Origin of the sequence: Halomonas sp. H10-59 (genome assembly GCF_040070555.1) — a bacterium.
GTDB classification, from domain to species: Bacteria; Pseudomonadota; Gammaproteobacteria; order Pseudomonadales; family Halomonadaceae; genus Halomonas; species Halomonas litopenaei.
In genome coordinates, this window is sequence record NZ_CP098828.1 from 3,888,691 (window position 1) to 3,908,179 (window position 19,489).

Genomic DNA, 19,489 nt, shown 5'->3' on the forward strand with positions numbered 1-19,489 from the left:
GGGCCCGGATGACTCTACTCCCGGGTCTTGATCACCATCCCGGGACCATCATGTCGGGGACCCGATCATCATCCCAGGTACTTGATCATCACCCCGGCGGCTACCGCCGAGCCGATGACACCAGCAACATTGGGTCCCATTGCGTGCATCAGCAGGAAGTTGTGGGGATTGGACTCGAGCCCCACCTTGTTGGACACCCGCGCCGCCATGGGCACCGCCGAGACACCGGCGGAGCCGATCAACGGGTTGATCGGATGCTTGCTGATGAGGTTGAGCAGCTTGGCCATCAGCACACCGCAGGCGGTGCCGATGGCAAAGGCCACCATGCCGAGCCCGAGGATGCCCAGGGTCTCCACCGCCAGGAAGCGGTCGGCCATCAGCTTGGAGCCCACCGACAGTCCGAGGAAGATGGTCACGATGTTGATCAGGGCGTTCTGCGCCGTGTCCGAGAGCCGTTCGACCACCCCGCACTCACGCATCAGGTTGCCGAAGCAGAACATCCCGAGCAGCGGCGCCGCATCCGGCAGGAACAATACCACCAGGATCAGCAGTGCCAGCGGAAACACGATCTTCTCGAGCTTCGACACCGGACGCAGCTGGGTCATGGCGATGCTGCGCTCCTTCTGGGTGGTCAACGCCTTCATGATCGGCGGCTGGATCAACGGCACCAGCGCCATGTAGGAGTAGGACGCCACCGCGATGGCACCCAGCAGCTCGGGGGCCAGGATGCTCGAGACATAGATCGAGGTCGGACCGTCGGCTCCACCGATGATGCCGATGGCCGCAGCCTGGTTGAGGCTGAAGTCCATCCAGCCCATGGCGGTCATGCCCACCGCCCCGATCAGAGTGGCGAAGATGCCGAACTGGGCGGCGGCGCCGAGGAACAGGGTGCGCGGGTTGGCCAGCAGCGGACCGAAGTCGGTCATCGCGCCGACCCCCATGAAGATTACCAGCGGCGCGATACCGGAGGCGATGGCCACGCTGTAGAACTGATACAGCATGCCATGGGAATAGCCCCCATCCATGGCCAGGTCGTTGGCGGTACGAAGCAGCGCCGGCGAGATATCACCGTGCAGCGTCTCGCTGATGGCGTAGCGCCAGGTATCCACGTCGGCGCCAGCTGGCAGACTGGTGCCGAGCGCCTGGGCCATCTGCGCCAGCAGCTCGGGACGGCCCAGGTGGGCCGCCTGCTCTGCCGCCGACAACGCCAGCCCTGCCTCGGGAATATTGGCCAGGATGCCGCCGAAGCCGATCGGCACCAGCAACAGCGGTTCGAACTTCTTGGCGATGGCCAGCCACAAGAGCAGCAGGCCCACCACCAGCATCACCGCCTGGCCCAGGGTCAGGTTGTACAGCCCGGAGCCGTACCATAGGGTCAGAATCTTCTCCATGGGAGGTCCTTAAAGCACGATCAGGGTGTCGCCGACGGAGACGCTGTCGCCCTCGGCGACCTGGACGTCAGACACGGTGCCGGCAGCAGCAGCGCGGACCTCGGTCTCCATCTTCATCGCCTCGAGGATGACCACCACGTCACCCTCGGCCACGCTGTCGCCGGGCTTGACGTTGACCTTGAAGATGTTGCCGGCCAGCGGTGCATCGATGGTCTCGCCGGAGGAAGCTGCCGGCGCCGCCGGTGCAGCGTCAGAAGAGCCAGCGGCGGGCGCTTCCTTGACCTGGGAAATGTCGCCACCCTCGGCGACCTCGACCACGTAGGCGGTGCCGTTGACCTTGACGGTGTAGGTCTCGGGTCCGGCGGTACCAGCCTTGGCCGCCGTCGCCTTGGCGGGCGCAGCGGGCGTCGCCGCCTCGACACTGGGCGCGGGTTCGAAGGCGTCGGGGTTGTCACGGTTCTTGAGGAACTTGAGCCCGATCTGCGGGAACAGTGCGTAGGTCAGAACGTCGTCTACCTGACGCTCGCCTTCGGCCAGACGGATGCCGTCATCCTTGGCCTTGGCGGCCAGCTCATCGGTCAACCGCGACATCTCGGGATCCAGCCGATCCGCAGGACGCTCGGTGATCGGCGAGGCACCGTCCAGCACCCGGCTCTGCAATTCGCTGTCGAAGTCCGCCGGCGCAGCGCCGTACTCGCCCTTGAGCAGCGCCTGCACCTCCTTGGAGATGGACTTGTAGCGCTCCCCCATCATCACGTTCATCACCGCCTGGGTGCCGACGATCTGGGAGGTGGGGGTCACCAGCGGAATAAAGCCGAGGTCTTCACGGACCCGAGGAATCTCCTTGAGCACCTCGTCGAGACGGTCACCGGCGCCCTGCTCCTTCAACTGGCCTTCCATGTTGGTGAGCATGCCGCCCGGCACCTGGGCCACCAGAATGCGCGAGTCGATGCCCTTGAGCGAGCCCTCGAAAGCGGCGTACTTCTTGCGCACCTCACGGAAGTAGGCGGCGATATCTTCCAGGGCCTCCAGGTCCAGGCCGGTATCGCGCTCGGTGTCCTTGAGCATCGCCACCAGCGATTCGGTGGGGCTGTGGCCGTAGGTCATCGACATCGAGGAGATGGCGGTATCGACGTTGTCGACGCCTGCCTCGGCGGCCTTGAGCGCGGTCGCCGATGAAAGCCCGGTAGTGGCGTGGCAGTGCAGATGGATGCGAATATTCAGCGCCGACTTGAGTTTGGTGACAAGCTCGAAGGCGTCATAGGGAGTCAGAAGCCCCGCCATGTCCTTGATCGCCAGGGAGTCGGCGCCCATGTCGGCGATGGACTTGGCCAATTCCACCCAGCTGTCCAGGGTGTGCACCGGGCTCTTGGTGTAGGAGATGGTACCCTGAGCATGGCCATCGTTGGCCTTGACCGCCTGGATCGCACGCTCGAGGTTACGTGGGTCGTTCATCGCATCGAACACGCGGAAGACATCGACCCCGTTGGTCTTGGCGCGCTCGACGAAGCGGTCGACCACGTCATCGGCATAGTGGCGATAGCCCAACAGGTTCTGGCCCCGCAGCAACATCTGCTGGGGCGTATTGGGCATGGCTTCCTTCAACGCCCGTATCCGCTCCCACGGATCTTCGCCGAGGTAGCGGATACAGGCGTCAAAGGTGGCGCCGCCCCAGGATTCCAGCGACCAGAAGCCGATCTTGTCGAGCTTCTCGGCGATGGGCAGCATGTCGTCGATACGCATGCGGGTGGCGAACAGAGACTGATGGGCGTCGCGTAGCACGACATCGGTGATGCCTAGCGGGCGTGCAGATTCGCTCATGGCTGGGTCCTTATCGTTATGAAGCGCTTTGTCGAAATTCACGGTCAGGGTCGTCGCCTGGTACGGACGACCTCAGCGACGCTGGCGGTAGCGGTGAACCGCGGCCGAGATCGCCGCCATCACCGCATCGTCCTGTCCCGGCGCGGCGGGTGCCGCCCCGCGCTTGGGCGCCTCGACCGGCACCGGTTCGGGAAAGTAGCGACCGATGACACGAGACATCAGCGTGGTGGTGATCACCAGCACCGTAAGAAAAACAAAAACAAAACCCATGCCGAGCGCCATCAGGCTGAGGCCCTCGTTGAGCAACTGAGTGTCTTGCATGCGGGATCCTCCGCGTTGTAGCGCCAAAGTTGCCTTGATCTTTCTGGATCATACGGCTTGCGCAAAAATTTTGATGCTATACCCTGCCACATCCCCGGCACAGCACCATGGTCTAAAGGTAGCAGTTTTGGTTGTTAAATTACTACATAAACAGGGGTTAGACGAAGGTCGCATCGGGCTCGCGCCCATGGAGGGCGTGATCGACGCCCACACCCGCGACCTGCTGACCCGTGACGCCGGCTTCGACTGGACGGTCACCGAGTTCGTACGGGTGGTGGACGCGCGCCTGCCGCCTCGAGTGTTCTACAAGCACTGCCCGGAACTGGCGACCGAGGGCGTCATCACCCCCAACCACATCCCGGTGCACCTGCAACTGCTCGGCTCCGACCCCGACGCCCTGGCTGCCAATGCCCGCCAGGCGCTGCGCCTCGGCGCCATCAGCCTGGACTTGAACTTCGGCTGCCCAGCCAAGCTGGTCAACCGCCATGACGGCGGCGCCTCATTGTTGCGCGATCCGCGACGCCTGGAGCGTGCCGTGGACGCCGTCCACCGTGCCGTGGGCGACAGCATCCCGGTCACTGCCAAGATCCGCCTGGGCTTCTCCGACCGCCGCCGGGCGCTGGACTGCGCCCTGGCCGCCGAGGCCGCCGGCGCCACCCAACTGGTGGTGCATGCCCGCACCCGGGACGAGGGCTATCGCCCGCCGGCCCATTGGGAGTGGATCGGCCGCATCAACCAGCGCCTGCGCATCCCGGTCGTCGCCAACGGCGACATCTGGACCCTCGAGGACTACTGGAAGGCACGCACCCTGTCCGGCTGTCGCGACGTCATGCTTGGCCGCGGCGCCCTGGCCGACCCGAAACTCGCCCCGCGCATCCGCCACTGGCAGTGCACCGGAGAGCGCCTGCCGGCCACGACATGGGCCCAGCGAGCCGGTATCCTGACGTCCTATGCTGCAATGCAGCGTACCACACTCCCGGCAAAAGTGGTGGTATCGCTACTAAAGCAGTGGATGAACCACATGAAGGCGCGCGACCGCGAGGCCGCCTCCCGCTTTCAGGCCCTGCGCCGCATCACCGATCTCGATGAATTCCTTGCGGGGCTCGGCGCCCAGCGCATCGAATCAGACGCAGCGCCAGAAACCGCACCTGACGCCACACTGCGCCAGAATCTCGCCTCACCCAAGCACCGAAGCGAGGCAGTCGCCGCCGCCCAATAGGGATAGGCAGACCAACCTCCCCTCCCGGAGAGGAATCCGATCGGAGCAGCGCCTAGCTCTTGTCCTTGAGATCGGCCCAATCCACATCGGGATCACGCCGCCCGTGGGCGCCTGCATAGGCCGGAGATTCGGGCGGCTGCCACTGCGCCAGCCGCTCGGACTCGACCTCGAACACTTCCACCGCCAAGGGGTGGCAGGTGGACAGCGGATCCCTGGCGTCCGGCCCCCATAGATCCACCGACAGATCGCCACCGGGACAGCAGGACAGCGCGCACAACAGGTCGATCTCGGCAAACAGCTCAAGATAGTCCCCAGGCCGCGCCGGGCAGGCCTTCATGAAGTACTGGTCATCGTCGTTGAGCCCGGTGCACTGGAAGACATTGAGCACGTCATGCACGTCAAACTCGGTCAACCCCCAGGGCGCGACCGCCCTCACCAGGTTGGAATGGCAGTGAAAGTCGAAATCCTCGCCGGTCAACAGGCGATTGACGTAGGGATCGCAGCGGGTTCCCAGCAGGTCATGCACACGCCCGCCTTCGGCGTCCTCACCGTAGCCTGCCAGAGTGTCGTCGATGATGGTGGCCATGGGACGCAGAAAGGGCAGCGTCGACCACAGCCTGTCGTAGGTGCTGACATGGGCCCGCTGCAGCTGACGGGTGCGCGAGGCCCACATGCGCTCGCGCGGGTCATGGCGATGCCACATGTTGAAGTCACCGACCTGGGCGCCATCGACGATGGCGATGCGAAAGACCTGCCCCGCCTTGACCTCCCATGCCAGCCCATCACGAATCGGTACCCGGTGACTGGCCACCCGCCGCCGACTCCCCGCCCGTTCGGTCAGGCCGTCATAGAAGGCGCGATCCACGTCGAGCACTGACCCCCTGGTCGCCTGATACGCCGCCACCTTGCCGCCCATGCGCCACCCTCCCGATGCGTGAATGTCAGGCTTCAGCCTAGACCAGGCCAGGGGAGACAACGACCGACGCTCGACACAGCACCGTTCATAACGAATCGACGCCAGTCGGCCGGTCAGCCGGTCAGCCGGTCAGCCGGTCAGCCGGTCAGCCGGTCAGCCGGTCAGCCGGTCAGCACGAAACTGGACAGGAAACTTGGCAGGAAACAGCATAAAAAAAGGCGCCCATCCTTCGACAGGCGCCTAAACGATCGCAACCGGCAGTGATCGCCAGCCGGTCAGCACGAAACTGGACAGGAAACTTGGCAGGAAACAGAAAACCCGCCCTCCGAAGAGAGCGGGTCTGAATCTGGCGCGCCCGGGAGGATTCGAACCTCCGACCACCTGATTCGTAGTCAGGTACTCTATCCAGCTGAGCTACGGGCGCGTAGGCAATGAAACTCATTGCGATGTCGTATTCCAGGAAACTATCGGAATGCAACGTAGGAGAAGATGGCGCGCCCGGGAGGATTCGAACCTCCGACCACCTGATTCGTAGTCAGGTACTCTATCCAGCTGAGCTACGGGCGCGTATCAATCTCTTGATGCACCAGGCATCCAACATGCCTGATCATCGGTACCCATGAAGCCGCTTCACGACATGCATCGTAAAATGGCGGAGAGGGAGGGATTCGAACCCTCGATGAGGCTATAAACCCCATACTCCCTTAGCAGGGGAGCGCCTTCAGCCACTCGGCCACCTCTCCCTCATCGGCACGGTGCGTATCCTACCGAGACGTAAGGCCTTTGTCCAGCCCGAGGCGAAAAAAGTTCTCCGCTCGGCCACCACCTTCACTCATCATCGGCAGCGCCATCGTCAGCCTTCTCGCGCTGGATGCGCTGGTAGATCTCTTCACGGTGGACGGCAACGTCCTTGGGCGCATTCACGCCGATACGCACTTGATTTCCCTTCACCCCCAGAACGGTGACGGTGATATCGTCCCCGATCATCAGGGTTTCGCCGACGCGGCGTGTCAGGATGAGCATGACTGATCTCCTTCTCAGACTTGTTACGTGAGTCGCTACGCCGTCACGCTTCCGGACGACGTGCCCTCTTTCTTGGTGGCGAGCACTAGCGACTCATGACACCTGATTGTGCCGTTTAAGGGAAGCCCCCGGCCGAATTGGCGAGGGGACTCCTTAAAGCGTAGAAGGTGTGCGCCGCGCCGAGAAACTTATTCGCTCTCGATATCGGCCTTGTCGAGACCAAATGCCTTGTGCAGCGCACGTACTGCCAATTCCATCTGCTTCTCGTCGATCACCACGGAGATCTTGATCTCCGAGGTCGAGACCATGCGGATGTTGATGTTTTCCTCGGACAGCACGCGGAACATCTTCGAGGCGACCCCGGCGTGTGAGCGCATACCCACCCCTACCAGAGACACCTTGGCGATATTATCGTCGCCACGCAACTCGCCACCGCCCAGATCGGGGATGACCTGCTGCTCGAGGATGCGCATGGTCTGCTTGTAGTCACCCTTGGCTACGGTGAAGGTGAAGTCGGTGTAGTCACCGGCCGGCGCCACGTTCTGCACGATCATGTCGATCTCGATGTTGGCGTCGGCGATCGGGCCCAGGATGCGCGAGGCCACGCCCGGCACGTCCGGCGTGTTGAGCAGGGTCAGCTTGGCTTCGTTGGCGGTGAAGGCGATGCCTGAGATCAGCGGTTCTTCCATGGAATCCTCGTCTTGTTCGGAGTCTGCAACGATCAGGGTGCCGGGGCCGTCCTCGAAACTGGACAGCACGCGCAGCGGAACATTGTACTTGCCGGCAAATTCGACGGCGCGAATCTGCAACACCTTGGAGCCGAGGCTGGCAAGCTCCAGCATCTCCTCCACGGTGATCGAATCCAGGCGCTGGGCCTTGGAGCAGACCCGCGGGTCGGTGGTGTAGACGCCGTCCACATCGGTGTAGATCTGGCACTCGTCGGCCTTGAGCGCGGCCGCCAGCGCCACACCGGTGGTGTCCGAGCCGCCACGACCCAGGGTGGTGATATTGCCTTCCTCATCGACCCCCTGGAAGCCGGCGACCACCACCACCTGGCCAGCGTCCAGGTCTTCGCGCATCTCGTCGGTCTCGATGCGCTGGATACGCGCCTTGGTGTGGGCGCTGTCGGTCATGATGCCGACCTGAGAGCCGGTGTAGGACGTTGCCGGCACGTCCAGCTTGTGCAGCGCCATCGCCAGCAGCGAGATGGTCACCTGCTCGCCGGTGGACACCAGCATGTCCATCTCACGGGGGGTCGGCTCGTCGTTGATCTCGTTGGCCATCCCGATCAGGCGGTTGGTCTCGCCGCTCATGGCGGAGACCACCACCACGACCTGATGGCCCTGGTCGCGGAAGCCCTTGACCTTCTCGGCCACGGCCTTGATGCGCTCCACCGAGCCGACCGACGTCCCACCGAACTTCTGTACGTATAGTGCCATATGCCGTCTTCCTCGCTCGTTGGATTCAATGAATGAAACTGTTGTCTCTGCGAAGTTTTGTCAGGGCAGAAAAAAGGGCCGGGGACCCTCTCGAGCCCCCGACCCCAGAGGGATCACAATTTGGCGTCCACCCAGGCCGGGACGCTCTCCAGCGCCGCCGGCAGTGCATTGACGTCGCTACCGCCGGCCTGGGCCATGTCGGCACGACCGCCGCCCTTGCCGCCGACCTGTCCGGCGACGTGATTGACGAGCTCCCCGGCCTTGACCCTGGCGGTCAGATCATCGGTCACCCCGGCGATCAGGCTGACCTTGCCGGCGGCCTCGTCGGCCACCCCCAGCACGATGATGCCGGAGCCAAGCTTGTTCTTGAGCTGGTCAAGCACGCCACGCAATTCCTTGCCCGACACGCCATCCAGGTGCGTCGCCAGTACCTTGACGCCCTGAACCTCTGTGGCGCTTGCCAGCATGTCGCTGCCGGCGGCGCTGGCGAGCTTGGCCTTGAGCCGCTCGAGCTCCTTCTCCAGGCCGCGATTACGCTCGACCAGGCTGTCGACGCGCTCCTCGAGCTGCTCGGGCTTGGCCTTGAGGCGCTCGGCCACACGCGCAAGGCGCGCCTCCTGTTCGCCGAAGTAGGCCAGCGCGCCCTCACCGGTGATCGCCTCGATCCGACGCACGCCTGAGGCGATGCCGCTCTCGGCGACGATATGACAGCAGCCGATGTCGCCACTGCGGGCCACGTGGGTACCACCACACAGCTCGATGGAGAAGTCGTCGGCACCGATGGTCAGCACCCGCACGCTGTCGGCGTACTTGGCCTCGAACAGGGCAGCGGCGCCCTTCTCCTTGGCCTCATCGAGGGTCATGCTCTCGATCCGGGTCGGCGCATTGGCCAGCACCTGCTGGTTGACCAGGCGCTCCACTTCCTTGAGCTGTTCGGCGCTCATTGCCTCGAAGTGGCTGAAGTCGAAACGCAGGCGCTCAGGCGTCACCAGCGAGCCCTTCTGCTGGACATGATCGCCCAGCACCAGACGCAGGGCCTTGTGCAGCAGGTGGGTCGCCGAGTGGTTACGCACCGTCGCCGCACGCAGGCTCTCGTCCACCTGGGGCGTGACCTCGCTGCCGACCACCAGCTCACCTTCGAGCAACACCCCCTGATGCAGGTGATGCCCCGCCTGTTTCTGGGTGTCCTTGACCAGGAACCGTCCGCCCTCGACGTTCAGGTAGCCGGTATCACCGATCTGGCCCCCGGACTCGCCGTAGAAGGGGGTGCGGTCCAGCACCACCACGGCGGGATGCTCAGGCGTCAGGCGCTCGAGCGCATTGCCTTCGCTGTCATAGAGCGCGACCACCCTGGCGTTGTCCTCGAGGCGGTCGTAGCCGGTGAACTCGGTCTGGCCCTCGAGCTCGATGGTGGCGCTGTACTCGGCGCCGAACTGGCTGGCCGCCCGGGCCCGCTCACGCTGCGCCTCGAGCTCCCGCTCGAAGCCTTCGGCATCCAGGGTGACGCCACGCTCACGGCAGACATCGGCGGTGAGGTCATAGGGAAAGCCGTAGGTGTCGTAGAGCTTGAACACCGTCTCGCCCGGCAGGGTGTCACCGTCGAGCGCGGCCAGCGCCTGCTCCAGCAGGCCCATGCCATGATCCAGGGTGCGAGCGAACTGCTCTTCTTCCTTCAGCAACACGCGCTCGATCTGTGCGCGAGCCTGGCGCAGTTCCGGGTAGGCCTCGCCCATCTCGGCGTCCAGCGCCGCCACCAGGCGATGGAAGAAGGCTCCCTGGGCGCCCAGCTTGTGACCATGGCGGATCGCCCGGCGAATGATCCGCCTGAGCACGTAACCACGACCTTCGTTGGAAGGCAGCACGCCGTCCGCGATCAGGAAGGCACAGGAGCGGATGTGGTCGGCGATCACGCGCAGCGACGGCGCCTCCAGGTCGCTCGCACCGGTCGCCTCGGCGGCGGCCTTGAGCAGATTCTGGAACAGGTCGATCTCGTAGTTGGAGTGGACCCCCTGCATGACCGCGGCGATGCGCTCCAGCCCCATGCCGGTATCGATGGACGGTTTGGGCAGCGGCTTCATCTCGCCGCTGGCGTCGCGATCGAACTGCATGAACACCAGGTTCCAGATCTCGATGTAGCGATCACCGTCTTCCTCCGGACTGCCGGGAGGGCCGCCCCACACCTCGGCGCCATGATCGTAGAAGATCTCGGAGCTGGGTCCGCAGGGGCCGGTGTCGCCCATCTGCCAGAAGTTGTCTTCGTCCAGCTTGGAGAAGCGCTCGGGATCGATACCGATCTCGTCTTTCCAGATGCGTTCGGCCTCATCGTCACTGACGTGGACGGTGACCCACAGCTTCTCCTTGGGCAGTCCCAGCACCTCGGTCAGGAAGGTCCAGGCAAAGCCGATGGCGTCGCGCTTGAAGTAGTCGCCGAAGCTGAAGTTGCCCAGCATCTCGAAGAAGGTGTGATGACGCGCGGTGTAACCGACGTTGTCCAGATCGTTGTGCTTGCCACCGGCGCGCACGCAGCGCTGGGAGGAGGTAGCCCGCACATAGTCCCTGGGGTCACGCCCGAGAAAGACGTCCTTGAACGGCACCATGCCGGCGTTGGTGAACAACAGCGTCGGATCGTTGCCCGGCACCAGCGAACTGGACGGCACGCGGGTATGACCCTGTTCTTCGAAGAACCTCAGAAAGGCCTGTCTGATATCTGCGCTTTTCATGAAATATCCGTGGCGATGAGCGATAGAGCGCGTCGAACCGGCCCACTGCCGTGGCACGCCGGAGCATCCGAGCATGAAACCGCGACCCGGGGCTGTCGCAAAAGGGGACATTATAGCGTAGTTGTCAAGCGACTAAAGTGGGTCGTGCAAAACCGCATCCGAGAAGGCCCGTCTGGCGGCGGTTCAATCATCGCCGAGGGCCCGTATCGCCTCGCGCACCTGGTCGAAGTCGAAACCGCGCCCGGCCAGAAAGCGTTCACGCCGAGCACGTTCCCTGGGATCCGCTGGCAGCTCTGGGCCGAAGCGCCGCTCCAGCGCTTCGCTCGCCAGTCGATACCAGTCGACGGACTCCTCGTGCTCCAGTTCTGCCAGCGCCTCCCTGGCCAGCGCTCGATCGACGCCCCTCTGGCCCAGTTCCGCCAGCATCTTCACCGGCCCCTGCCCCCGCATCAACCGACCGCGCAGAAAGCTCTCGGCGAAGCGCCGGTCGCTCTGCAGGCCTTGATCGGCAAGCGCTTCCAGGGCCTGCTCAATGTCCTCGAGGACGTGCCCCTTGGCCAGCAATCGCCCTCGCAGCTCTTCACGGCCGTATTCGCGTCGAGCGAGCAGATCGATGGCGTGCTCGCGTGGGGACATCTGGCTGGCAGCCTTGTGCATGTCATCTCCTGTTGGCACGGGACGGCGAGCACCGACGGCGCGAGCCCCCTTTCACAAACGCCTCGGGCCCCTGTCGAGGGGCCCGAGGAAAGTCGTACGTTGCGACGTCACAGGCCGGCGTGCCGGCTTGCCGCGAGTCGACCTGCTACAGCAGATCGTCGCCAAGGTCGTCGCCAGCGGGCGCCGCGGCTTCCGCTTCCTTCTCGCTCTTCTTCGGCTCCGGCTGGGTCAGCAACTGGGCACGAATCTGGGACTCGATCTCTTCCATGATGGCCGGGTTGTCCTCGAGGAACTGGGCGGCGTTGGCCTTGCCCTGGCCGATCTTGTTGCCCTGGTAGCTGTACCAGGCGCCGGCCTTGTCCACCAGCTTGCACTGAACGCCAAGGTCCACCACCTCGCCGGCGTGGTAGATGCCCTTGCCGTAGAGGATCTGGAATTCGGCCTGACGGAAGGGCGGCGCCACCTTGTTCTTGACCACCTTGACCCGGGTCTCGTTGCCGGTGACCTCGTCGCCCTGCTTGACCGAGCCGGTACGACGGATATCCAGACGCACGCTCGAGTAGAACTTCAGGGCGTTACCGCCGGTGGTGGTCTCGGGGCTACCGAACATCACCCCGATCTTCATGCGGATCTGGTTGATGAACACCACCATGCAGTTGGCGTTCTTGATATTGCCGGTAATCTTGCGCAGCGCCTGGGACATCAGTCGGGCCTGCAGGCCGACGTGGGAGTCGCCCATCTCGCCTTCGATCTCGGCTCTGGGCGTCAGCGCCGCCACCGAGTCGATGATGATCACGTCGACGCCACCGGAACGCACCAGCATGTCGCAGATTTCCAGCGCCTGCTCACCGGTATCCGGCTGCGACACCAGCAGATCATCCAGATTGACGCCAAGCTTCTCGGCGTAGCTGGGATCGAGGGCATGCTCGGCGTCGATAAAGGCGCAGGTCTTGCCGTCCTTCTGGGCCTGGGCGATCACCGACAGTGTCAGGGTGGTCTTGCCCGAGGACTCCGGACCAAATATCTCCACCACTCGACCATAGGGCAGACCGCCGATGCCAAGTGCGATATCGAGACCCAACGAGCCGGTGGATACCGACGGCATCACCACCCTGGGAGCGTCTCCCAGACGCATCACCGTACCCTTGCCGAACTGGCGATCGATCTGGGAAAGGGCGGCGTCCAGCGCCTTGCTGCGGTTCTGATCCTGCGCCATTTCGGAGCTCCTGTAGACAATGGATCGGGGTCGAGCGCCTTGCCCGAGTCCCCATCGGGCCCTGCGCCGGACCCTGGCAATTACTGTATGACTGAACAGTAGTATGACGAAATTTGCGGACGACGACCAGCCCTTCGAGGTGACGAATCGAGCGCATAGGGCAAATCAATAGTGGATGAGGGGTTGATCGCTGCGCTGGCACAGCCGCGGGGCCGGAACGCTTGCGCCACACGCCCGGCGCACGGCGCTGGGCGCTACGCCCACGGCCACCTCAAGGGCACCGCCGGCTGGGCTCAGGTCAGGCTCTCGAGCCGCCTGATCAGGCCTTCGAGCGCATGGACCACGGCGGCCTGGCGAACCTCATCGCGACCGCCGGCAAAGCGCTGGCGATCGGCCTCGAGCCGCCCGTCGACGGCGAAGGCAAACCACACCGTACCGACAGGCTTTTCAGCGCTGCCGCCATCCGGACCGGCGACGCCACTGACCGAGACGCCAAGTCGGGCACCACTGTCGCGACAAGCACCCTCTACCATCGCCTCCACCACCGGCTGACTGACGGCGCCATGGGCGTCCAGGGTCTCGCCGGGCACCCCCAGCAGCCGCTGCTTGGCGGCGTTGGAGTAGGTCACGTAGCCGGTCTCGAAGTAGCGTGAACTGCCGGCGATATCGGTAATGGCAGCGGCCACGCCGCCACCGGTACAGGACTCGGCGGCGGTCACCGAGACCCCACGCTCGACACACAACTCACCCAGCCGAATCGCCAGGCGACGAACACGATCGTCTGCATTTGTCATCGCAGGCCCGTCTCTTGTGGTGAAAACAGGGTGTCACGATACGACATCACGACAACAATGACAGGCTCGTCGTTGCCTCGGAAACGTCTTGCCACGACAACCGCGACAACAAGCCGACAGGTACAGCGCCCACCAACGCATCGCGGCGACCGAGGTCGCCGCGACAGTGATACCCGTCATCCAGGCAGGTTCAGCGCTTGGCAATGATCCAGATGGCGTGAACGATACCGGGAATATAGCCCAGCAGGGTCAGCAGGATATTGAGCCAGAAGTGCAGACCAAAGCCCACCTGCAGGAAGACGCCCAGCGGGGGCAGCAGGATCGCGAGAATAATGCGTACAACGTCCATATGACAGCTCCTTTGAATAGTCCGTAAAGACAGTTCCTTGTAGGCGACTCCTTGAGAGAGTCCCGCAAGGGAAGAGAGTTCCTTGAAAATCGCTCCGCACTCACCAGAAAAGGCGTCGACCGATCACCCACAAGGGTAGACGGACACCCTCTGGCCCCACAAATGCTGCATCGTGGATACATCATGCTGACACGCCTGGCCCCCGGGAAGAAAGCCCGAGACGGATCTCGGCACAGCGGTACAGGCGCGCCCTGCGCCCATGCTATCCTTGACGCCTTTCGCCAGCGTCCCTCGCGATGCCGGCCCGCCGCCGACGACTCATCAACATCGCTTCGAGATCCCATGAACGACATGGCCAAGCCCAGCGCCCCCAGCCATACGCCGATGATGACCCAGTACCTGCGGATCAAGCGCGAGCACCCCGAGGTGCTGCTGTTCTACCGCATGGGGGACTTCTACGAGCTGTTCTACGAGGACGCCAAGCGCGCCGCCGCGGCCCTCGACATTACCCTGACCCAGCGCGGGCAGTCCGCCGGCAAGCCGATTCCCATGGCCGGCATTCCCTATCACAGCGCCGAGGGCTACCTGGCACGCCTGGTCAGCGCCGGCGAGTCGGTGGCGATCTGTGAACAGATCGGCGACCCGGCCACCTCCAAGGGACCGGTGGAACGCAAGGTGGTGCGTATCGTCACCCCCGGCACCCTCCATGACGAAGCCCTGCTCGACGCCCGCCGCGATAACCTGCTGGTGGCGATCGCGCCCCAGGGCGAGCGCATCGGCCTGGCCTGGCTCGAGGTCTCCAGCGGCCGCTTCAGCGTGCTCGAGGTGGAAAGCGAGGCAGAGATGCTGTCGGAGCTGACCCGGCTGGACCCGGCGGAGCTGCTGGTACCGGAAAGTACCGAGCTGCCGCCGGCGCTTGGCGAACGCCGGGGCCTGCGGCGTCAGAGCGACTGGCTGTTCGACCACGAGAGCGCCCATCGGGTGCTGTGTGACCAGTTCGGCGTGCAGGACCTCAAGGGGTTCGGCTGCGCCCACCTGCACGCGGCGATCATCGCCGCCGGGGTACTGGTGGACTACGCCAGAGACACCCAGCGCAGCGCCCTGCCCCATGTCACCGCCATCGGCGTCGAGAGTCGCGACGACACCGTGGTCATCGACGCTGCCAGCCGGCGCAACCTGGAGATCGACACCAACCTTGGCGGGGGCGGCGACAACACCCTGGCCAGCGTGCTCGACACCACCACCACCGCCATGGGCTCACGCCTGCTCAAGCGCTGGCTCAATCGACCGCTGCGTGATCGCGAGCAGGTCATGGGACGCCAGGCGGCTATCAGCCTGCTGCTCGACCATGACGGCCATGAGCCGCTGCGCGACGACCTCAAGGCGATCGGTGACGTCGAACGCATTCTGGCCCGGGTGGCCCTCAACAGTGCCCGCCCGCGGGACCTGGCACGGCTGCGCGACGCCCTCAACGCCCTGCCGGCACTCGAGGCGAGCCTTGCCGGCTATGCCAACGGCACCACGCTCGACAGCCTGCGTCAGCACATTCGCCCCTTCCCGGAGCTGGCCGAACTGCTGACCCGAGCCCTGGTCGACAATCCTCCCGTGGTGATCCGCGACGGCGGCGTCATCGCCGAAGGCTTCGACGACGAGCTCGACGAGCACCGGGGCCTGGCCGAACACGCCGGCGACTACCTGGTGAAGCTCGAGACCCGCGAACGCTCGCGCACCGGGCTTGCCGGGCTCAAGGTCGGCTACAACAGGGTTCACGGCTACTACATCGAGATCCCCCGTGCCCAGGCCAAGGAGGCCCCGGCCGACTATATTCGCCGCCAGACGCTGAAGAACGCCGAACGCTTCATCATCCCGGAGCTCAAGGAGTTCGAGGACAAGGCGCTGTCGGCCAAGTCCCGCGCCCTGGCCAGGGAAAAACTGCTGTACGACAGCCTGCTCGACAGCCTCAACGCCGAACTTGCCAGGCTCCAGGCGACGGCCAGGGCGCTGGCCGCACTCGACGTACTGTGCACCCTGGCGGAGCGAGCCCGGGCGCTGGACTTTGTCCGCCCGACGCTGTCAGAGACCCCAGGCTTCGATATCCGCGGTGGTCGCCATCCGGTGGTCGAACAGGTCAGCGACGGCCCCTTCGTGCCCAACGACCTGCGCATGGACGACGATCGCCGCATGCTGGTGATCACCGGTCCCAACATGGGCGGCAAGTCGACCTACATGCGCCAGGCGGCCCTGATCACCCTGCTCGCCCACAGCGGCAGCTTTGTGCCCGCCGACAGCGCCACCATCGGCCCGGTGGATCGCATCTTCACCCGCATCGGCTCCAGCGATGACCTGGCCGGCGGGCGCTCCACCTTCATGGTGGAGATGACCGAAACCGCCAATATCCTGCACAACGCCACCGACCACAGCCTGGTGCTGATGGACGAGATCGGCCGGGGCACCAGCACCTTCGACGGCCTGTCACTGGCCTGGGCCAGCGCCGAACACCTGACCCGTACCCGCGCCTTTACCCTGTTCGCCACCCACTACTTCGAGATGACGGCGCTGGCCACAGAGGCGCCGGCGGTGACCAACGTCCACCTGACCGCCGCCGAACACAATGATGGCATCGTCTTCATGCACCGGGTCGAGGACGGCCCCGCGAGCCAGAGCTATGGCCTGCAGGTGGCCCAGTTGGCCGGTGTGCCCCAGACCGTCATCGCCGAGGCACGGACCAAGCTTGCCGCCCTGGAGCAGCAGGAGATCGATCATGGCCGCAGGAGCGCTGATCCGGATGGCGGAAGCCGACACCACCAGTCCGCCCCCCAGCAGGCGGACCTGTTCGCCAGCGCCCCCCACCCTCTGGTGGAAGAACTCGGCGGCCTGGCGGTCGACGACCTCAGTCCACGCCAGGCACTGGAACTGCTGTACCGCTGGAAGGCGGCACTGTGAGGCCCTTGTGAGGCATACTCTTGCCCGATAGCGGCGCGAGGACTAGAATGTGGCACCCAAGGACCGTAGATTATAAAAAGCCATTTCTATATAACGTTAAGGCTTAAGACGCGCCGGCATGTTACGCCGGACGCGAAGGTTGCATGGCCTGCATGGGCGCCACGCCGCACGCACGTCACCAACGACCCGGGCGAAAGCCACCACTGTACAGAGAGGCCGGCAAGGCGCTGGCCCGAGGAAGGGAGACTGGCATGACATTCGTCGTCACCGAAAACTGCATCAAGTGCAAGTACACCGACTGTGTCGAGGTCTGCCCGGTGGACTGCTTCTACGAAGGCCCCAATTTCCTGGTGATTCACCCCGACGAATGCATCGACTGCGCCCTGTGCGAGCCGGAATGCCCGGCCGAAGCGATCTACTCGGAGGATGAACTGCCCGAGGGCCAGGAACAGTTCCTGGAGATCAATACCGAGCTGGCGGAGGTGTGGCCCAACATCACCGAGAAGAAGGATCCGCCGGAAGACGCCGAGCAGTGGGACGGCAAGCCGGGCAAGCTGGAAAAGCTCGAGCGCTGAGCTTAGCCGCCAGGCAGTACCTGAACAAACGCGACAGCCGCCTTATCCGGGCGGCTGTCGCGTTTGTGTAAAGCAAATCTTGAAGGAGGGTGTCCGGCCCACTCGCCCCCGGACAAGCAGCGACCGGCGCGGATTTCTGCCCGACATCGGCGCAGGAAGGACGTGGCGCAATGGCCTCTCGAAGCAGGTGCCCGACAGGCAGGCATAAAAAAAGGCGGCCCGTAGGCCGCCCGCTCCAAGCGTTTCCTTGGGCGGCTCCCTCCGCCCTACTCCCTGAGCGCCCTCCGTGCCCAGAAGCGACTTCCTGTCGCACCAGGCGCGCTCTTGACTCCTGAACGCATCCCGAAAACACCTACCTGAACCGAAGAGTGGCAAGTCCGGCCCATCCGGGTGTCAACCACCGAGGACATCCATGCCCCTTCACTGCCGACGTCGACTCCACCTCCTTGCGGAAACGATGCCGAAACAATGAAGTTTCCGTGGGACAGACGGGCGACTTGCCGCCGCGAAGCCTGACCTCTCGATTCGTGTGGCCATTCTGTCAGTTTCTGGGGTCATCACAAGCACCCTACTTTTCTCACCCATGACGCAGACCGAGAGGGCCTTGCGGAAAAAACATCGAAAAATCAAGGCGATAAAAAAGGCCCGCAACACGGTTGCGAGCCTTTTCGGCGCCAAAATAGTCAATGTCTTACAAGAACTGTAGTCAATCTCTTACAAGACGCGTCGACACTAGCACCATCGGTGCCTTGCCAAGGGCCTACGCCTGCCCCTTGATGGCGGAGCGGCCCGGATAGCTCGCACGCTCACCCAGCTCCTGCTCGATGACCAGCAGACGGTTGTACTTGGCCACACGATCACTGCGGCACAGAGAGCCGGTCTTGATCTGACCGGCACAGGTGCCCACGGCCAGGTCGGCGATGGTGGTGTCCTCGGTCTCACCGCTGCGGTGGGAGATGACCGCAGTGAAGCCGGCGTCCTGAGCCATGCGAATGGCATCGAGGGTCTCGGACAGGGAACCGATCTGATTGAACTTGATCAGGATGGAGTTGCCGATGGACTCGTCGATGCCGCGCTTGAGGATACGGGTGTTGGTCACGAACAGATCGTCACCCACCAGCTGCACGCGATCGCCGAGCTTGGCGGTCAGCGACTTCCAGCCGTCCCAGTCGGACTCGTCCAGACCATCCTCGATGGACACGATCGGGTACTCGTCGGCCAGGCCCACCAGGTAGTCACCGAACCCCTCGGCGTCGAAGCTCTTGTCCTCGCCGGCCAGCAGGTACTGCCCGTCCTTGTAGAACTCGCTGGCGGCGCAGTCCAGCGCCAGGGTGACGTCCTTGCCCAGCACGTAACCGGCGTCTTCGACGGCCTGCTTGATGACCGCCAGCGCCTCGGCGTTGGAGGCCAGGTTGGGGGCGAAGCCGCCCTCGTCACCGACGGCGGTGGCCAGACCACGCGCTGACAGCACCTTCTTCAGCGCATGGAAGATCTCGGCGCCGACGCGCAGCCCTTCGCGGAAGCTCGCCGCGCCGACCGGCTGGACCATGAACTCCTGGATGTCGACGTTGTTGTCGGCGTGCTCGCCCCCGTTGAGGATGTTCATCATCGGCACCGGCATCAGGTACTTGCCCGGCTGGCCGTAGAGCTCGGCGATGTGCGCGTAGAGCGGCACGCCCTTGGCGTTGGCGGCGGCCTTGGCCGCGGCCAGGGAGACCGCCAGGATGGCATTGGCGCCCAGGTTTTCCTTGTTGTCGGTGCCGTCGAGCTCGAGCATGGCATCATCCAGCCCGCGCTGATCGCGTGCGTCCATACCCAGCAGACGCTCACGGATCTTGCCGTTGGCCGCGTCCACCGCCTTCAGCACGCCCTTGCCGAGGTAGCGGCTCTTGTCACCATCACGCAGCTCCAGCGCCTCGCGAGAGCCGGTGGAGGCGCCGCTCGGTGCGCAGGCGACACCGATCGCGCCGCTTTCCAGGCGGACTTCCGCCTGCACGGTGGGGTTGCCGCGAGAGTCCAGCACCTCGAGGGCACGAATATCGACGATCTTGGTCATCTTGAGGATCCTTGTGGGTGAAAAACTCGTGTCAGCGTTGTCGATCCGC

Annotated in this window: 15 protein-coding genes and 3 tRNA genes; 3 read left to right on the plus strand and 15 right to left on the minus strand. The window is 64.3% G+C overall.

The features are described from left to right. Window positions 1-68 precede the first annotated feature (68 nt). The 3 genes from NFG57_RS16840 to NFG57_RS16850 all read right to left on the minus strand — a co-directional run bounded on the left by NFG57_RS16840 (window position 69) and on the right by NFG57_RS16850 (window position 3,533). Entirely contained in the window at window positions 69-1,391 is a 1,323-nt protein-coding gene (locus NFG57_RS16840; protein ID WP_045991120.1) for a sodium ion-translocating decarboxylase subunit beta, read from the minus strand. Between the two features lie 9 nt (window positions 1,392-1,400). Beyond that, on the minus strand, window positions 1,401-3,212 hold the full coding sequence (oadA, locus tag NFG57_RS16845) for a sodium-extruding oxaloacetate decarboxylase subunit alpha (RefSeq protein WP_045991121.1): 1,812 nt from the start codon (window positions 3,210-3,212) through the stop codon (window positions 1,401-1,403). A gap of 72 nt (window positions 3,213-3,284) precedes the next feature. Next, window positions 3,285-3,533 carry an OadG family transporter subunit gene (locus NFG57_RS16850; RefSeq protein ID WP_045991122.1) on the minus strand — a complete coding sequence of 83 codons (249 nt, stop codon included), beginning with the start codon at window positions 3,531-3,533 and terminating at the stop codon, window positions 3,285-3,287. Between the two features lie 187 nt (window positions 3,534-3,720). Here NFG57_RS16850 and NFG57_RS16855 point away from each other — a divergent pair, with 187 nt between their 5' ends. Further along, window positions 3,721-4,752: a tRNA-dihydrouridine synthase family protein gene (locus tag NFG57_RS16855; protein WP_045991123.1), complete on the plus strand. Its 1,032-nt coding sequence runs from the start codon at window positions 3,721-3,723 to the stop codon at window positions 4,750-4,752. A 52-nt stretch (window positions 4,753-4,804) separates the two neighbouring features. On the opposite strand, the gene NFG57_RS16860 is transcribed toward NFG57_RS16855, so the two are convergent. From NFG57_RS16860 to NFG57_RS16910, 11 genes are all read right to left on the minus strand, one after another. Further along, window positions 4,805-5,668 (minus strand): DUF1989 domain-containing protein, encoded by an 864-nt coding sequence (locus tag NFG57_RS16860; protein ID WP_348814823.1) that lies wholly within the window; start codon window positions 5,666-5,668, stop codon window positions 4,805-4,807. 347 nt (window positions 5,669-6,015) lie between these two features. Next, window positions 6,016-6,092, minus strand: a tRNA-Arg gene (locus NFG57_RS16865). A 66-nt stretch (window positions 6,093-6,158) separates the two neighbouring features. Next, window positions 6,159-6,235, minus strand: a tRNA-Arg gene (locus tag NFG57_RS16870). Window positions 6,236-6,318: 83 nt separating this feature from the next. Continuing rightward, window positions 6,319-6,411 (minus strand) — tRNA-Ser (locus NFG57_RS16875). An 85-nt stretch (window positions 6,412-6,496) separates the two neighbouring features. Beyond that, complete coding sequence (gene csrA / locus NFG57_RS16880; protein ID WP_045991125.1) at window positions 6,497-6,691, minus strand: carbon storage regulator CsrA; 195 nt, start codon at window positions 6,689-6,691, stop codon at window positions 6,497-6,499. Window positions 6,692-6,879: 188 nt separating this feature from the next. Beyond that, window positions 6,880-8,130, minus strand: coding sequence for an aspartate kinase (locus tag NFG57_RS16885; RefSeq protein ID WP_045991126.1), 1,251 nt, complete (start codon window positions 8,128-8,130; stop codon window positions 6,880-6,882). Between the two features lie 113 nt (window positions 8,131-8,243). After that, window positions 8,244-10,850: an alanine--tRNA ligase gene (alaS, locus tag NFG57_RS16890; protein ID WP_348814824.1), complete on the minus strand. Its 2,607-nt coding sequence runs from the start codon at window positions 10,848-10,850 to the stop codon at window positions 8,244-8,246. A 183-nt stretch (window positions 10,851-11,033) separates the two neighbouring features. Beyond that, complete coding sequence (locus tag NFG57_RS16895) at window positions 11,034-11,507, minus strand: regulatory protein RecX (protein ID WP_348814825.1); 474 nt, start codon at window positions 11,505-11,507, stop codon at window positions 11,034-11,036. 145 nt (window positions 11,508-11,652) lie between these two features. Continuing rightward, the gene (gene recA, locus NFG57_RS16900) at window positions 11,653-12,723 is read right to left on the minus strand and encodes a recombinase RecA (RefSeq protein WP_045991129.1); all 1,071 of its coding nucleotides are present in this window, start codon (window positions 12,721-12,723) and stop codon (window positions 11,653-11,655) included. Between the two features lie 293 nt (window positions 12,724-13,016). Next, entirely contained in the window at window positions 13,017-13,517 is a 501-nt protein-coding gene (locus NFG57_RS16905) for a CinA family protein (RefSeq protein WP_045991130.1), read from the minus strand. Between the two features lie 190 nt (window positions 13,518-13,707). Then, on the minus strand, window positions 13,708-13,866 hold the full coding sequence (locus tag NFG57_RS16910) for a YqaE/Pmp3 family membrane protein (protein ID WP_045991131.1): 159 nt from the start codon (window positions 13,864-13,866) through the stop codon (window positions 13,708-13,710). Between the two features lie 351 nt (window positions 13,867-14,217). Here NFG57_RS16910 and mutS point away from each other — a divergent pair, with 351 nt between their 5' ends. Both mutS and fdxA read left to right on the plus strand, forming a co-directional pair. Further along, a complete protein-coding gene (mutS, locus tag NFG57_RS16915) occupies window positions 14,218-16,809 on the plus strand; it encodes a DNA mismatch repair protein MutS (RefSeq protein WP_348816200.1) in 2,592 nt (863 codons plus the stop codon). Between the two features lie 251 nt (window positions 16,810-17,060). Continuing rightward, entirely contained in the window at window positions 17,061-17,384 is a 324-nt protein-coding gene (fdxA, locus tag NFG57_RS16920) for a ferredoxin FdxA (protein ID WP_045991132.1), read from the plus strand. A 760-nt stretch (window positions 17,385-18,144) separates the two neighbouring features. Here fdxA and eno read toward each other — a convergent pair. Then, entirely contained in the window at window positions 18,145-19,440 is a 1,296-nt protein-coding gene (gene eno / locus NFG57_RS16925) for a phosphopyruvate hydratase (protein ID WP_222516048.1), read from the minus strand. Window positions 19,441-19,489: the final 49 nt, after the last annotated feature.

Bases quoted from the DNA above. Each gene is read 5' to 3' on its own strand.
- csrA (WP_045991125.1), bottom strand. From the start codon at position 6,691: ATGCTCATCCTGACACGCCGCGTCGGCGAAACCCTGATGATCGGGGAC.
- NFG57_RS16855 (WP_045991123.1), top strand. From the start codon at position 3,721: ATGGAGGGCGTGATCGACGCCCACACCCGCGACCTGCTGACCCGTGAC.
- NFG57_RS16905 (WP_045991130.1), bottom strand. From the start codon at position 13,517: ATGACAAATGCAGACGATCGTGTTCGTCGCCTGGCGATTCGGCTGGGT.
- NFG57_RS16860 (WP_348814823.1), bottom strand. From the start codon at position 5,668: ATGGGCGGCAAGGTGGCGGCGTATCAGGCGACCAGGGGGTCAGTGCTC.
- NFG57_RS16885 (WP_045991126.1), bottom strand. From the start codon at position 8,130: ATGGCACTATACGTACAGAAGTTCGGTGGGACGTCGGTCGGCTCGGTG.
- mutS (WP_348816200.1), top strand. From the start codon at position 14,218: ATGGCCAAGCCCAGCGCCCCCAGCCATACGCCGATGATGACCCAGTAC.
- NFG57_RS16910 (WP_045991131.1), bottom strand. From the start codon at position 13,866: ATGGACGTTGTACGCATTATTCTCGCGATCCTGCTGCCCCCGCTGGGC.
- fdxA (WP_045991132.1), top strand. From the start codon at position 17,061: ATGACATTCGTCGTCACCGAAAACTGCATCAAGTGCAAGTACACCGAC.
- oadA (WP_045991121.1), bottom strand. From the start codon at position 3,212: ATGAGCGAATCTGCACGCCCGCTAGGCATCACCGATGTCGTGCTACGC.
- alaS (WP_348814824.1), bottom strand. From the start codon at position 10,850: ATGAAAAGCGCAGATATCAGACAGGCCTTTCTGAGGTTCTTCGAAGAA.
- recA (WP_045991129.1), bottom strand. From the start codon at position 12,723: ATGGCGCAGGATCAGAACCGCAGCAAGGCGCTGGACGCCGCCCTTTCC.
- NFG57_RS16850 (WP_045991122.1), bottom strand. From the start codon at position 3,533: ATGCAAGACACTCAGTTGCTCAACGAGGGCCTCAGCCTGATGGCGCTC.
- eno (WP_222516048.1), bottom strand. From the start codon at position 19,440: ATGACCAAGATCGTCGATATTCGTGCCCTCGAGGTGCTGGACTCTCGC.
- NFG57_RS16895 (WP_348814825.1), bottom strand. From the start codon at position 11,507: ATGCACAAGGCTGCCAGCCAGATGTCCCCACGCGAGCACGCCATCGAT.
- NFG57_RS16840 (WP_045991120.1), bottom strand. From the start codon at position 1,391: ATGGAGAAGATTCTGACCCTATGGTACGGCTCCGGGCTGTACAACCTG.